Source organism: Clostridium felsineum DSM 794, from assembly GCF_002006355.2.
Classification (GTDB): domain Bacteria; phylum Bacillota; class Clostridia; order Clostridiales; family Clostridiaceae; genus Clostridium_S; species Clostridium_S felsineum.
Genome location: NZ_CP096980.1, coordinates 571,646 through 587,214, shown reverse-complemented (window position 1 = coordinate 587,214; position 15,569 = coordinate 571,646). Strand labels below are relative to the sequence as shown.

15 protein-coding genes and 1 riboswitch are annotated in these 15,569 nt (G+C 30.5%); of the genes, 3 read left to right on the top strand and 12 right to left on the bottom strand.

The features are described 5' to 3' along the window. Positions 1–194: 194 nt before the first annotated feature. The 4 genes from CLFE_RS02800 to CLFE_RS02785 all read right to left on the bottom strand — a co-directional run bounded on the left by CLFE_RS02800 (position 195) and on the right by CLFE_RS02785 (position 2,636). Positions 195–641: a hypothetical protein gene (locus CLFE_RS02800; protein ID WP_077893320.1), complete on the bottom strand. Its 447-nt coding sequence runs from the start codon at positions 639–641 to the stop codon at positions 195–197. A gap of 1 nt (position 642) precedes the next feature. After that, entirely contained in the window at positions 643–852 is a 210-nt protein-coding gene (locus CLFE_RS02795) for a helix-turn-helix transcriptional regulator (protein ID WP_077833738.1), read from the bottom strand. Positions 853–968: 116 nt separating this feature from the next. Next, positions 969–1,868: a GNAT family N-acetyltransferase gene (locus CLFE_RS02790; protein ID WP_077893319.1), complete on the bottom strand. Its 900-nt coding sequence runs from the start codon at positions 1,866–1,868 to the stop codon at positions 969–971. A gap of 120 nt (positions 1,869–1,988) precedes the next feature. Then, positions 1,989–2,636 carry a bifunctional 4-hydroxy-2-oxoglutarate aldolase/2-dehydro-3-deoxy-phosphogluconate aldolase gene (locus CLFE_RS02785; RefSeq protein ID WP_077893318.1) on the bottom strand — a complete coding sequence of 216 codons (648 nt, stop codon included), beginning with the start codon at positions 2,634–2,636 and terminating at the stop codon, positions 1,989–1,991. A 573-nt stretch (positions 2,637–3,209) separates the two neighbouring features. Here CLFE_RS02785 and CLFE_RS02780 point away from each other — a divergent pair. The 3 genes from CLFE_RS02780 to CLFE_RS02770 are packed head-to-tail and all read left to right on the top strand — an operon-like array spanning position 3,210 to position 5,461. Next, on the top strand, positions 3,210–4,007 hold the full coding sequence (locus CLFE_RS02780) for an amino acid ABC transporter substrate-binding protein (RefSeq protein ID WP_077852162.1): 798 nt from the start codon (positions 3,210–3,212) through the stop codon (positions 4,005–4,007). A 12-nt stretch (positions 4,008–4,019) separates the two neighbouring features. Then, on the top strand, positions 4,020–4,703 hold the full coding sequence (locus CLFE_RS02775) for an ABC transporter permease subunit (protein ID WP_077833735.1): 684 nt from the start codon (positions 4,020–4,022) through the stop codon (positions 4,701–4,703). Positions 4,704–4,717: 14 nt separating this feature from the next. Beyond that, a complete protein-coding gene (locus CLFE_RS02770) occupies positions 4,718–5,461 on the top strand; it encodes an amino acid ABC transporter ATP-binding protein (protein WP_077852160.1) in 744 nt (247 codons plus the stop codon). A gap of 59 nt (positions 5,462–5,520) precedes the next feature. Here CLFE_RS02770 and CLFE_RS02765 read toward each other — a convergent pair whose 3' ends face one another. From CLFE_RS02765 to CLFE_RS02730, 8 genes are all read right to left on the bottom strand, one after another. Beyond that, positions 5,521–6,534: a fumarylacetoacetate hydrolase family protein gene (locus CLFE_RS02765; RefSeq protein WP_077893317.1), complete on the bottom strand. Its 1,014-nt coding sequence runs from the start codon at positions 6,532–6,534 to the stop codon at positions 5,521–5,523. Between the two features lie 80 nt (positions 6,535–6,614). Further along, a complete protein-coding gene (locus CLFE_RS02760) occupies positions 6,615–7,247 on the bottom strand; it encodes a TetR/AcrR family transcriptional regulator (RefSeq protein WP_242951613.1) in 633 nt (210 codons plus the stop codon). A gap of 175 nt (positions 7,248–7,422) precedes the next feature. Beyond that, on the bottom strand, positions 7,423–8,658 hold the full coding sequence (locus CLFE_RS02755) for an NRAMP family divalent metal transporter (protein ID WP_077893315.1): 1,236 nt from the start codon (positions 8,656–8,658) through the stop codon (positions 7,423–7,425). Between the two features lie 193 nt (positions 8,659–8,851). Further along, positions 8,852–9,015: riboswitch (M-box (ykoK) riboswitch) on the bottom strand. Between the two features lie 166 nt (positions 9,016–9,181). Next, entirely contained in the window at positions 9,182–10,534 is a 1,353-nt protein-coding gene (locus CLFE_RS02750; RefSeq protein ID WP_077833730.1) for an MATE family efflux transporter, read from the bottom strand. 55 nt (positions 10,535–10,589) lie between these two features. Next, positions 10,590–11,690 carry a 4Fe-4S dicluster domain-containing protein gene (locus CLFE_RS02745; RefSeq protein WP_077893314.1) on the bottom strand — a complete coding sequence of 367 codons (1,101 nt, stop codon included), beginning with the start codon at positions 11,688–11,690 and terminating at the stop codon, positions 10,590–10,592. A 29-nt stretch (positions 11,691–11,719) separates the two neighbouring features. After that, positions 11,720–12,190 carry a MarR family winged helix-turn-helix transcriptional regulator gene (locus CLFE_RS02740; RefSeq protein ID WP_077833728.1) on the bottom strand — a complete coding sequence of 157 codons (471 nt, stop codon included), beginning with the start codon at positions 12,188–12,190 and terminating at the stop codon, positions 11,720–11,722. Positions 12,191–12,486: 296 nt separating this feature from the next. Beyond that, positions 12,487–14,025 carry an AMP-binding protein gene (locus tag CLFE_RS02735; protein ID WP_169850932.1) on the bottom strand — a complete coding sequence of 513 codons (1,539 nt, stop codon included), beginning with the start codon at positions 14,023–14,025 and terminating at the stop codon, positions 12,487–12,489. Next, the gene (locus CLFE_RS02730) at positions 14,025–15,560 is read right to left on the bottom strand and encodes a PfaD family polyunsaturated fatty acid/polyketide biosynthesis protein (protein WP_077893312.1); all 1,536 of its coding nucleotides are present in this window, start codon (positions 15,558–15,560) and stop codon (positions 14,025–14,027) included. Before CLFE_RS02730 ends, CLFE_RS02735 begins: the two co-directional genes overlap by 1 nt. Positions 15,561–15,569 lie beyond the last annotated feature (9 nt).

Here is a 15,569-nt window from a genome sequence, read left to right as displayed (position 1 = left end):
AGTTAGAATATTTTATAACTGACTAATTTTAACATTATTATTATATTACATATAGTATTTTTATGCAATTATTATTATTTTTTACTTTAGTGGAATATTTAATATTTTATTTGTAATATTATAATTTATCTTGTATATACATAATAATTCAATTGAATTTTTAACCTTAATTATCATGATTTTTTTAATCAACTTTAGAATTTGTTTTTGTAATAAACTTTTAATCCTACTTTTACAGCTGTCATAAAAATTAAAACTCCTGCTAATGTAAAAAATACTATCTGATTAATAAATCCAGCAATAACAGTAGCAACCCCAATAATGCCTAATGCTAAGTAAAAACCTACCCCCCCAATCTTATCATTTATAAATCTTTCTCTTTCATCATTCTCTTTTATATATAGCTTCTTTAATTCATTTTCATCCTTTAATGCCTTATTATATTTCGCTATAAACATAATCATAATAATTTCTATTCCAAGCGCTAATCCTACCTGAAAACCATGAATCATATCTGATGTATCTGTGCTTGAAGCTTTTCTGGTATACATTGCTGTAAGTGCTATAAATATAATAGCTAATCCATTTACTGCTCCCATAATACTTATTCTCTTCTTTAAAATACTTCTGAAACTATCCATTTTATAATTCCTCCTCTATATTAGAAAAATCAAAAACCTCTTCGATTGTTAAATCAAAATACTTAGCTATTTTATAAGCAAGAACTAAAGATGCCGTATACTTTTCACATTCTAAAGATGTAATAGTCTGTCTGGTTACACCAACTGCTAAAGCTAGTTCCTCTTGAGATAACTTATGCTGCTTTCTTAGTTCATGAATTTTTGTCTTCAAATAATCATCTCCCCGCAATGTTAACTTTGCATTTTTAGTATAGTATACTTTGCATTAATTGTCAAGCTTACTTTGCAAAATAAATTCAAACTACAAAATAAAAAGCTTTTTTATGTTTAAGTATGAGATAATAAAGGGAACATCAATTTATTGTTTTTAAATAACTTAGAATTCTCTTTCATTACAAATAAAGTTAAATTTTCTTCTTTTAATATTTTCACTTCATAATCTTCTGTTCTTTTAGGCGTAAATCCAAAAACAACCTTCTTTATACCATTATACGCAAGCTTATTAATAATCTTATCTATATCTGTTTCCTCTGTGCAAAATACTTCTTTTAATTTTAAAATATTATCATAAAATTCAGCTACAGCTACAGCTGAATAATCTTCTATATAATACACCTGGTCACTCATGGAATAACCACAATAAAACATAGCTAATGACGTATTTTTTAATACTGATATTTTAGCCATTGTATTTGACGTTACTACACTTCTCAAAAATAGTTCTTTACTCTCTTTTAATGACATATCTAATTTTTTAGCCTTAATAGTATTGTTTTTACTGTTTATTTTCTTTGAATATTCATACTCACATGCAACTTCAAAACCAAACTTAGGATAAAACTTCAAAACACTATCGTTGGCAAATAAGTATATCATATCAGATTTATTTTTCCATTCCTCTATAACTTTATTTATAAGATATTCTGATAAGCCTTGATTTCTATAATTAACATCCGTCATTACTGTTCCTAGTTGTACATACCTTTTAACTTCATTTAACACTTCACAATCCATAACACTAACAGAAACATTTGCTACAATTTTATCATTATCAAAAATTGAATAGGGTATATAAAAATCACCCCAGAACCCCTCAGTATACCAAACCTCAAAATTAAAACCAAATATACTTTGAGTTAATAAGTTTAAGCTATTTCTAAGTGAATTATTATCTTTATAATCCTTTATAAATCTATACTCTTTTCCTCTAATTACTATTTTCTCCACAATAACACCCCTTTATAGCTTATCACTCTACAACTTGATTTTATAGTTCTTATTTTATTATCAAATAAAAATGCGTCATCTAAAGTTAAACCTTAGATGACGCATTTTTATATATAAATATTAAGCAAGACCTCTAGCCTTATTAACTTCTTCAACAAATTTAGCTGCTGTTTCTGTTACTGCTTTAAAATCTCCAGTTTTTGCTCCTTTTGTTAAGCTTCCTCCAGTACTTACTGCTACTGCTCCAGCTTTTATCCAATCTTTAACGTTATCTAAACTTACTCCACCACTTGGCATAAAGCTAGCTTGTGGAAGAGGTCCTTTAAATGAGCTTATTATAGATGGTCCTGAAACATTTCCTGGGAATACTTTAATTATTTCTACTCCTAATTCTAAAGCTTCAATAGCTTCTTTAACAGTCATTATTCCTGGCATAGTTGGTATTCTGTATCTATTGCAAAGTTTAACTGTTTCTGCATTTAAGTTTGGACTTACAATGAACTTTGCATTTGCTAATATACAAGCTCTTGCTGTTTCTGGATCAAGTACAGTGCCTGCTCCTATAATTACGTCTTGCTCTTTATATTGTTCAGATAATTCTTTAATAATATCAATAGCTCCTGGTACTGTCATTGTTATTTCAATAGCTTTGATACCGCCCTTTATAACTGCATCAATAACCTTAACGCCTTCTTCTTTAGATTCAGCTCTGATTACTGCCACTAATCCACATTCTGCCATCTTTCTTATTGTTTCTAATCTTTTCATTCTTTCTTCCTCCTTGGCTTTAAAAACTTTTTATTTACATCTTTTCGTGAAAATATTTGTATAGAGAGTCTCCTCCCCCTACTCTTTTCACCATCTCCCTTCGGAGTTAATACTCAAGACGCACTAGCTATAAACTTTATTATATGTTTTAATTCCTATAAGTTTTGTATGTTTAACGTGTGCAATTAAAGTTTTATCTCTTATCGGGCTTTTTTTAATCCCTATATATAATAGTATTATAGTCCATCATATATATCAAGAACTATATTTTCGATTTGTGCTAATACAAAATTAAAGAAGTCTAAAAAAGTATTTAAAACTTTATATAATCTAAGTATTTTGTATAAATTCATAATGCTTTTATTTAACTAATTATACTATACCATAAATACCTCTTATAAACTCTATTTTTTTCAAATTCCATTGACAAATTTATTATAAATAGGTATTATATAAATACAAAATTAAGTTTTCCTATCGGTATAGTATGAATTGTAATAATACTATAATTTTAGGCTAACCTAAAATTATGAACTTTTAAAAATAGTTAGTACATTTTGGAGGTAATAAAAAATGAAAAGAAGAAATATATTCACAGGCACTCTATTAGCCTTAACCCTAATCGTAGGTATAACTGGTTGTTCCAGTAGTACCAGCAAAACTGCTAAAAACTCTCTTGAAAAAATAAAATCTGAAGGCAAACTTCGTATCGGTACTGAGGGTACTTATGCCCCTTTTACCTTCCATGATAGTAAAGGTGATTTAACAGGCTTTGATGTTGATATTGCTAAGGAAGTATCAAAACGTATAGGCGTAAAACCAGAATTTGTTGAAACAAAGTGGGACGGAATGTTTGCTGGACTTGATGCTAATAGATTTGATGTTGTTATAAATGAAGTTGCAATAAAACCAGATAGAAAAGTAAAATATGATTTTTCAACACCATACATTACATCAAGGGCTACACTTATAGTAAGAAAAGATGATAATACAATTAAATCCTTTGCTGATTTAAAGGGTAAGAAATCTGCCCAATCTTTAACAAGTAACCTTGCTAATATAGCAAAAAGTAATGGAGCTGAAATTGTTCAGGTTGATGGCTTTAACGCCTCTGTTGATCTTTTAACTTCAAATAGAGTTGATGCTACAATTAATGACAGTCTTTCTTATTTAGATTTGAAAAAGCAAAAACCAAATGCTCCTATAAAAGCTGTAGCAAGTTACAATGATGCTTCTCAAAGTGCAGCTATGTTCAAAAAGGGTAATCCTGAACTTGTAGCAGCCGTAAATACGGCATTAAAAGATATGAAATCCGATGGAACATATCTTAAGATATCAAAAAAATGGTTTGGTACTGATGTATCAAAATAGTAAGGTGATATTATGAATTTTGACAGCAATACATTAAGAATATTAGGTATTTTAAAGGACTCATTTTTACCATTATTAAAAGCGGGACTAGAATTTACAGTCCCCCTTACTCTTATTTCCTTTGCTTTAGGCTTAGTTCTTGCCCTATTAACTGCTCTAGCAAGAATATCAAACATTACGCCTTTAAAGCTTTTAGCTAGATTTTATGTATCAATTATAAGAGGTACACCTCTTCTTGTGCAGTTATTTATAATTTTCTTCGGACTTCCTACAGTTGGAATAACTATAAATCCACTAACTGCTGCAATAATAGGCTTCACCTTGAGTGTAGGTGCTTACAATTCTGAAGTTATTAGAGCTGCAATTTTATCTATTCCTAAAGGTCAGTGGGAAGCTGGTTTTTCCATAGGAATGACTTACTCACAAGCACTTAGACGCGTTATTCTACCACAGGCTGCAAGAGTTTCAATTCCACCTTTAGCTAATTCTTTTATAAGTCTTGTTAAAGATACCTCCCTTGCTGCTACTATAACTGTTGCAGAAATGTTTCAAGTTGCCCAAAGAATAACTGCAACTACCTACGAACCTCTTTTTCTATATATTGAGGCAGCTTTTATCTACTATATCTTCTGCACCATACTTACAACAGTTCAAAATAAGCTAGAAAATAGACTTTCAAGATATACTACAAGATAGTTAGGAGGTTTTTTATGATAACTATAAGTAACTTACACAAAAGTTTTGGAAAAGCAGAAATCTTAAAAGGTATTGATCTCAAGGTTAATAAAGGAGAGACTACTGTTATTATTGGTCCTTCCGGCTCAGGAAAAACTACACTTTTGAGATGTATAAACCTTTTAGAAAAACCTAATATAGGTTCTATAGATATTGATGATTTAAAATTAGAATTTGGTACAAACAAAAATGTTTATACCAATGACATAATAAAATTGAGAAAAAAAACTGGCATGGTATTTCAAGGTTTTTACCTTTTTCCTCACATGACTGTACTCCAAAACATAATGGAGGGTCAGTTAACAGTTTTGAAACGTTCAAAGAATGTTGCAAGAGATCGTGGAATAACCCTTCTCGATAAGGTAGGACTTGCAGAAAAAAAAGATCAATATCCACATGAACTTTCAGGTGGTCAACAGCAAAGAGTTGCTATAGCTCGTGCCATGGCAATGGATCCTGAAGTTTTACTTTTTGATGAACCAACTTCTGCATTAGATCCAGAATTAGAAGCTGAGGTACTAAAAGTAATGAAAGAACTTTCAAATGAAGGAATGACAATGATTGTAGTAACTCATAAAATGAGCTTTGCTAGAGATGCAGCTCATAAGGTTGTATTTATGGACAATGGACTAATTATTGATTCTGGCAGTCCAGAACACATTTTCAAAACTTCTACTAATCCACGATTAAATCAATTTTTAAATATAGTAAACAACTAATAAGAGGATGCTAAACTCTCTAAAATTCTACTCTAGAGAGTTTATTATCCTCTTATTTTTTATAATGATGTTTTGCCTATTATGTTGGTAAGTTCTCCTACCTTATCAATTTCAAGTCTGATAGTATCTCCACCTTCTAAAAGTACATCATTTTCCATACCGCAGCAATTTGGAATAGTACCTGTAGCCATAAATTCTCCTGCATAAACCTTCTCTCCTTTAGATGCATAACTAACGGCTCTTCCCAAGGAATGATAAAATTCATTTAATTTCCCTTCTGAAGCTTTTTTACCGTTTACAAAAACTCTTGCCTTTAATGTATCTAAAATTGGCAGTATTTCATCTGATGTTACAACCTCTGAAGAAATTGCACTTGCAAAATCCTTTGATTTACATGGACCAAATCCTGTTTTCTTCATCTCATCTAACTGTACATTACGTGCACTAAAATCATTAAATACACAAAATGCTCCTATTGCATCAAAGCCTTCCTTTTCAGTAACATTCAATATATCTTTAGTAATAATCATACCTAGCTCGAGCTCATAATCCTTTATTTCAGCATATTTAGGATATTTTATAGTATCCCCATCAGTAAAAAAGGATAAATGATTGCCTTTATAATATACTGGGTTATCATACCAAGGTTTTTTAGGTAAAAAAGCAGGAAAAGGCTTTCGTGTTATACTTTCATAAATTTTCACTAATGGCATAACCTTAGGAAGCATACGCTTGGTAAATCCACGTGAACTATTAATTAAGTGACGTTCTCCAAGCATAAAATCACGATAAAGTAATGGTCTAAATGGAATAACTTCTTCGCCCTTTAGCGTTAATTTAACCTTACTAGCTTTTGCAGCTTCTATTAATTCTTCAAGTTTAGGTTTAAGAATTTTTATATCTTTTAAAAATTCAATAAGGTCATCTGATACTTTTTCAAGTCTAAAACGCTCCTTAGTACCATCATTAGGTACACCTTTAAGTAGGGCTTCAAATGAAAGCCATATATCATCCTTTAATACACATAGCGTACATTTTTCACTACCCTGAATTTTTACTTTTTTTAATCTCATTACTATTCCCCCTAATGCCTATTTTAACATGTTCAAATACTATTCTAAAAAATACCACTCTAAACGAATGGTATTTTTACTTATACAGAAAATGTTTCATTACCTATTCTATCTACCATTTCAAGAATATTGTTCTGCATTTTACCTATGCAGCTTATTACCCTTTCAATTTCATTTTTATCCACATTAAACGCTTGAAGACTTATTCGCAAAAATGTATTTATAATTTTATCAAAATCAACATTCTTATCTAAATAACGACTTACAATAACACTTCTCACTGACCCCTTTACCATTAATGTACGTATATAATAGTCTTCAAAGGTATATTTCTTATTATATTCTTTAAACAATTTCTCTGACCTCTTAGCCGCACGACGTACTACCTTATTTAATATTAAATCCGAACTATATGCTTCATAATAAAATTCACATATCAATTCATGCATTTCAACTGCTTTAAGTTCTATAGCACACATAATAGCATACTTTAATGCAGGAGTTTCTATATCAAAGCTTTCATTTACTATACTGTCACTTTTATCGAATAACTCTAAAACAATAGTCTCAAATATTTCTTCTTTATTCTTAAAAAAGTAATATATGCTGCCAATTAAAACCCCTGATTTATCAACTATTTGTCTTATAGTGGTTTTTTTGTAACCTTTCTCTTTAAAAAGTTCCTTGGCTGCCCACAGTATCTTATTTCTCACTTCATCCAATGAAATCACCTCCGTCACTTAGCTAAGATTTCCCCTATGTAGTTGAACACGTTCAACTCAGCTTTAATTTTATCTTTCTTTTATAAACATGTCAAGTAGTAATATATAAAAGATTTCTAATAAATACCTCCTTAGAATCTTCTATATATCACAATGTATTAATATTTTAAATTAGTTTATTTATTATTGGTGATACAAATAATATTACTGATAATACTATTATAAAAACTACTGTTATGTATACTATTATATTTTGCAATTTGTTATTAATATATTTCCCCATAATATCCTTATTATTTATTAAAAGCACCATAAATATAAGAATTACTGGACAAAGTATACCTGCAATTTGCTGAGTAACAAGCATAATACCTACTAAGGAAAGCTTTGGAACAAGTACTAATGCCGAACTAAATAAAATCATAAAAGTAAAAATTCCATAAAAAGTTTTAGCCTCTTTAAATGAGTTATCAAGTCCTCTTTCCAGTCCAAAGGTTTCACAAATAGCATATGTTGTTGATAGTGGTATTATCATTGTAGCTAAAACCGATGCTCCAAATAGTCCTGCTGCAAAAAGTATTGTAGCATAGTTTCCTGCTAGAGGCTTTAATGCCATAGCTGCCTCTTGTGCACTATTTATTTTAATTCCGTATTTATAAAGCGTTACTGCTGTACAAACAATTATAAAAAATGCTACTAAATTTCCCCACACGGCTCCTAAGTATACATCTAGTTTTTCATATTTATATTCCTTTATACTCAAGCCCTTGTCCACCACTGCTGACTGAAGATAAAACTGCATATATGGTGTTATAGTTGTACCTATCATTCCTATGAACGTTAAAATATATCCATTTGAAAAGCTTATGCTTGGTGTAACTGTAGTTTTAATAACTGTATGCCAGTCTGGATGAACTTTTATACAAGTTATGATATAAGTAAAAAATACAAAGGTGAATGCTAAAAAAACTTTTTCCGTTTTAGCATATGACCCTTTTGTAATAACAAGCCATACTAAAAATGCCATAATAGGTACTGTTATATATTTACTAATCCCAAATAACTCTAAGCTTGCAGCTATTCCAGCAAAATCTCCTACGCACACACCAAAATTAGCTATAAATAATATGAGCATTGCAAACAAAGACCACTTAACTCCATAATTTTCTCTTATTAAATCTGATAAGCCTTTTCCTGTAACTACTGCCATTCTTGCATTCATTTCTTGAATTACAGCTAGACTAAATGTAATTAACAAAAGTCCCCACAGCATCTTATAACTATATGAAGCTCCTACCGTTGCATAAGTAGCTATACCACCTGCATCATTGCCAGCATTTACTGTTATTAAACCTGGACCAATAATGCCTAGTATAAACAATAGCTTGTTTTTCTTTTTCATTTAATTTTACCTCCCAAATAACATGGGAAAGTAAACTAAATTTTATACAAACAATTTAGGCAGTTTCCCCACGTTTATGTTTTTTGAAAATTGTATGTTGTTCTTGCATAAATGACTAGGGTCTGCGTCCATTGATTTCACCTCCAAAAAAATAAAAAAAGCCCCAAAAAGGCCTCACAAAACAACAACAAAAATATTCTATCTTTCGTTGAGCTTTAGCACTATATAGCTTTGGGTAAACCCAGCTACATTAAGTAAAACCTTAATTCGGTAGTACCTGCTAACCCATTGGCATCTTTCGATATTTTTGGGCAGTAGCATATATCTATATAGGAGCCTCACCTAACAATACATATTAACTTTACTTTCTACATAATAATACAAAGAATAAATATTGTCAATGTTTCATGTTTGTGATAATTTAAAATAAAAAACGACACAAAACCATTATATTAATAGGCTTTGCATCGTTTTTTCTATATATTTATATAATTAAAATATATACTCTCTTTATAATAATATCTTAAGCATTTGCTGCTACTTGATTTAATTTTTTTGATGATTTATAAGCTAATAATAAAATAAGCAGTACTGTTAAACCATCAGCTAATGGTTGTGCTAAAAGAATACCTTGCATTCCAAATATAGCATTTAGTATAAATAATCCTGGTATTAAAATTACTCCCTGCCTTGCAAGAGAAACAATTCCACCGTATTTTGCTTGATTTGTAGCCAAGAATAACAAAGTATATACCATTATAAAGCCCATTCCCATAAATGTAACTGAATAATATACAAGTGCCTTTACTCCAATAGATACAACTTGTGCATCATTGTTAAATATTGCAACAAGAGGTTTTGCAAATATAATCATTAAAACACTACAAATAACACAAAATGCTGTAGTCCAAATGAGTGCTATATTTTTAGATGATCTAACTCTATCAAACGCCTTTGCACCAAAACTAAAACCAACAAATGACTGAAATCCCTTTGTAAATCCTGTTATTGCCATGAACCCCAATGAGGTTATTCTAACTTCAATTCCAATTGCAGCTACACACGCATCTCCATAACCTGCACCAAGTACATTAGTTATAGCTATTGAGGCACTATAAAGTAATTGGAAGATCATAAGAACAACTCCAACCTTTGCAGTTTCTACATAATACTCTTTAACTGGTTTAAAGTTTAAAAAATTATATCTAACACTACCTTTTTTGGCTCCAATATAATATAAATAAACTAAAGTTGTAAGTATGTTAGCTACAAGAGTTGCAGTACCAGAACCTCTTATTCCCATATGAAGTCCATAAATAAATACTGGGTTTAGAAAAACATTTGAAATTCCACTTACAAGCATTGCAACCATACTATACATTGTTGCACCCTCAGATGCTAACATATTATTACATGTTACGTTAAAAAGATTAAAAAACAATGAAATCGAAAAAATTTGGGCATATTGTTTTGCAAATACTATATCTGTATTACTTGCTCCAAGACCTCTCAATATTGGGTTCATAAAAATTAATAATATAGCTACAAAAATAACTCCAACAATTAATGAAGTATCCATAATAACAGATCCAGCATCGTTTGCTTTTTTGTAATTTTTCTGACCAAGCAGTTTTGCAATGTATATTGAACCACCACCACCAAGAAGAGAACCAAGTCCTGTAATAATATAAGTTAATGGAGTTGTAACCGTAACTGCTGCCATTTGTTGCTTTCCTAAATTACCAACAAAATATCCATCAACAGAAACAAATAATGCAGATATCATCATACCTACCATTGTAGGAATTCCAAGCTTTAAAAGTACCTTCCATATTTCTCCCTTCTCCATCATGACCAGTTTACTATTTTTCTCCATAAATCAATCGATCCTTTCTATCCCTTTATATATTAATACAAATACTCAACCATAACTATTTAGAATTCATATTTACAATTTCCATTGTGTTTTTTCCAGCCATACATAAAAATGTACATGAACCACAATTTATGCAATCCTCTACTCCATAACTCTTCATATTAGTTTTTATATTTTTTTCTTGATCTCCTATTACCTTATGAACTTGAATTCCCATAGGGCAGTTTTTAGTACATCCTCTACACTTTTTACATTTAGACTCATTATTATAAGTTACTTCCTTTGAATAGCCAATAAAATTGGTTAGTGGAGTAACTTTTTCATTTTCTTGGGCTTTATGAGCCGCCATAATACCTCCGCCTGTAAATATTGCTTTACCTTTTCTATTACCAAAAACTTTCTCTAATACTTCCTTTACATCCATATCATAATTAACTCTTGCAACCTTAGCTTCTCCTGTTTCATAATCAGCAACTGTAATATATCTACTTCCCTTTAAAAACTCACCTTTTGCTATTTCAGCGATCATGATTACAGTTTGAACATTTATAACTAAAATTCCTTTCTTTACTGGAATTTCATTTTTATCCACTTCCATATCAAGTACTTCTTTTATTAATACTTTTTCTGCACCTGTTGGGTAACGATTAGGAAGATTTTTAACATTTATACCCTCAATAACTTCATTCTTTAACAATTTTGCGGCTAAAAAAACTTTTGATGTATGAAGCATTTCTGCTAATAATTTACTTCCAAAAATAATATCATTTAATCTATTCCTAATAAGCCATGCATCATGAGTTAAACCAGGATCGCATTCAGCACCATTTACAATAATTACTTTATTTTCACCAGGTGCTGCAATTGCTACTTTAATTTTTTTATAAGTTGCAAAACCATTTCCACTCATTCCTGTAAGTTCATTTTTCTCAATAGCCTCTAAAAGCTTATTTGCTTCAACAGCCTGAATTTCAGACTGACTTTTATTTCCTACCATATCAATACAACCATTTTCTATAACTATTTTAGGTATACTTGCTTTAGGATATCCAAATAACATTCTTCTTCCATACTTCTTTTTGTTCTCTTTTTGAATTCTTTTGACTTCGTTATTACTTTTAATTTTTTTCTTTGTTATAATTGGATAATTATTCATACCTCAACAACTCCCCCGTAAATATTTTTTTAATTATTATCTTTATCTAGTTCACTTAGTCTATCTAACATTCTTTCAAAGGATTCCATACCCCTTTTAAGTTTTATATAACTTTCCTCAGTCATATCATTTAGTAGCCTATCACACATAACTTCATTTTTCTTTCTATGAAACTCCAAATGCGCATTATATGCTTTTTTACCACTTTCCGTAAGCTTCAAAACTACTTCCACATCAGATTTAGGTGATGCCTCTTTTATAACAAGCCCCTTATCTATGAGTTTGTAAATCATTTGAGAAACTGCGCCTTTAGTTATACCTTTTAATAGAGCTAACTGCGTAATATTAATTCCATCATTAGATCCAATAGTATCTATTGTATGAATTTCTGCATATGTCAAACTAATATTAGTTCCATAAAAGCGTCTTCTTTTTTCCATCTGCGTGTACTTGTGTATAATTCTCTCTATTTGCTGTATAAGTGCCTCATTATCCTTCATTTTTCCTCCTACTAAACTTATGATTTAGGTACTATACTGTTTAGGTATTAAACTGTTTAGCAACTAACTATATAGTACATCATTTATACATAAATTACAAGTAGTATTTATTATTTACTTTTAATGAATTTGATTGATTTTATGATGACATACTTACATAAATGTAAACTGATCTCATGAAATATATCTAACTTATCTTTATTATATCTAAATAACTACAGTCACTGCTTGGCGCATAGTGTTCCAGCAACTATAGGTATAGGACTCTTAAGCCGTCGCTTAGAGCCCTATTGTATTTATATATTCCTTTTGATCTTGTTTGATGATGTTTTTTCAAACTCTATATTTCTAATAACAAAACTCTCTACTTTTTTATATACTGGTAATTTTTGATTTGCACGAAAAACTGCTCTTGCAATCTCATCTTGTACATTTTTTATATTTTCTCTCTCCATAAAATCATTGTTCGGAAAAATTTCAGCATAGATTTTATTATTTTTTCCATAAACAACTACTTCTTTTATAATATCTTCTTCATACAGCTTTGCTTCAACCTCTTCTGGTGATACATTTTCTCCGTTTGATAAAATAATAAGATTTTTCTTTCTTCCTGTAATAAATACATATCCTTCTTCATCTATATATCCATAATCTCCCGTTTTTAACCAACCATTCTTCATAACCTCTTCAGTAGCTTTTTGATTTTTATAATATCCTTTCATAAGACTTTCACTTCTTATGACAATTTCATTATCAACCACTTTCATTTCTGTATTATTTAATAATCTTCCTACTGATCCTATTTTATTATGTCTTATACTACTGGTCGAAACAGTTGTAGAACACTCCGTCATACCATATCCAACAAATGCAGGTATGCCAATCTTAGCCATATTAAGTAGTAACTTTGGATCTGCATATGCTCCTCCACCTGCCAATCCAACAATATTCCCTCCTAGCATACTTTTAGCTATTTCGTTAACAGAAACATTAGGATTTTCTGCTGCCTTCTTCATTATTGTTTCATATATAAATTTTATTATAGCTGGCACAATACTCATTCTTGTAGGATGATATATTTGGCAATCTGCAAAAATGCTTCCTACTGAACTACTTATACAGATAGTATATCCAAAACGAAGTGATGCCAAAACATCACATGAAAAGCAAAATGTATGGTGTATTGGTAAAACTGATAATTTTACACATGGGTCATCATCAAAAGCTTTTTCACGAAAATTCATGGTATCTCTTGATAAACTCTTCTGCGTTAGCATAACACCTTTTCGTTTACCAGTTGTACCTGAAGTGTATAAAATAGTACATACCTTTTCATTATCTATTTCCTTGGAAAATCCGCCTTTATACTTTTCAAATACTTTTTTAAGTGAGATTATATCGCCTTCATCCTCAGCTGCATCTAATGATATAAAATACTTTATATTCTTATTATGCTCCCTTATATATGCTAAGTTTTTCTTCTGTGTACTATCAAAAATCATACCTTCAGTATCCGAATGCTCTAATAGCTTTTCTAATTCCCTAGGTGTTTCTTTTTTATCATAAGGAATAATGACATTTGAACTATTTACAATTCCAAAGTAGGCAGCTATCCATTCAAATGATGTATTGCCTGCTATTGCAAAATGTACATTTTCAATCCCTTTCATGCTAAGCATTTTTGAAAAGGCTTCAGAAGCATTTTTCACATCTAAGAAACTTCTAGACTCTACTTGATATTTATCTTTTTTAAAACGAATAAAATCCTTTTCTCCATATAAATCAGCACTATAATCAATTAACTTCTTCAATGAGTTTACTTCATTCTCTCGCATCATATATTCCCCTTTTCTATTGTAAAATTCGAATAACTAGATGTATCCACTTGATACATTCTCAACAAATTTATAATATAGGAGTACGCTGCTCCCTTTAATATTTGATAGGATACTTCTGCTACTTTTCTATCTTTTGCTAACTCTAAATATGTTCCTTTAACCCACTGATTAAAAGCACCTAAAGATTGACCGCACCAAATTTGCATATCCATTTTATGTTCTAAATCTCCATTAACTGCCCAACGCGAAGAACTTCCCAAATACCATCGAAATATCAATGCCATCTTTTTCTTACCATTTTCTTCTGCATCCTTAATTTTTGACGGATCAATTTTTTTAAAATACTCTTTCGTATTCTCCCAAATATCTTCAAAATTCCTTTTTAATATTCTCTTTTGAATTTTTTCTTTTTCTTTATCAGGTATCTCATCAAGAGATGTATATTTTAAATAATATTCATACAATCTTTGTGCATTTTGTGCATACATAGTTCCTTTTTTTATAACTTGAACTCTTCCTCCAATTTCAAACATATCTGCGCAGGGTGCCATTACCACATCTGCCATTTCCACATCTTTTAATATTTCTTTTACATAGCTTGAAGTTCCAGCTTCCACACAAGATTGATTAATTGAACCAGTTACTACATATGATGCTCCCATTAAAAATGCTCCTAACGCAGAAAGTCCTGTGCCAATTCCTCCTCCTGCACCAATACGTACTTTTCTTTTGTAATTATATTGGTTTTGAAGCCTATTACTTAAAGCTATCATAGAAGGTAACATAGATACTAATGGCCTTCCATCTGTGTGTCCACCTGAATCTGCTTCTACTGTAATGTCATCTGCCATTGGGATTTCTTTTGCAAGCAATGCTTCATCTATAGATATTCTCCTGGTTTCTAATAATCTATTTACAATTCTTTCGTCAGGTGGTGTTAAAAATAACCTTAAAACCTCTTCACGTGAAATCTTAGCCATTATCTTATGTGGTATAAAAACTGTACCATCCTTTTTACGTTTCAATCCATTTACACGATAATAAATAAGTGCTTCAGATATTCTTATGTAGGCAGATGCCTCTACAGCTGTTACATTTTTTCTAATAAGTAACTCTGCTAATTCCATTTCTTTAATACTGTTTCGAGTTGCAAGCATATTTATCATAAAGTTTCCAGCTTTAAGTTCTTTCTGAATTTCATCAATTGCTTTCTCTATAACACTATTAGAACATCCCCCTGCGCCGAAAGACCCTATAAATCCATGCTTTCCGAGCTCAATTACCATTTTAGTTGATGCAATTGAGTTTGCCATTGCACCACCACATAATGCATACTTAACATGATAATCGTTTTTAAATTCTTCACTACCAAACATCCCTGGTTTTATATTAGGTATTTTAGCAACAGCTTTTTGTCCTTTTTCTAGCGAGTCTGCTGCTAAAAACACACCATCTTTTTTTACAATATAAATTGTGTCGCACTTACTACTAGCCAATATCTTCAAACAATTTTCCTTATTTAAATAAGCCAATTATATCTA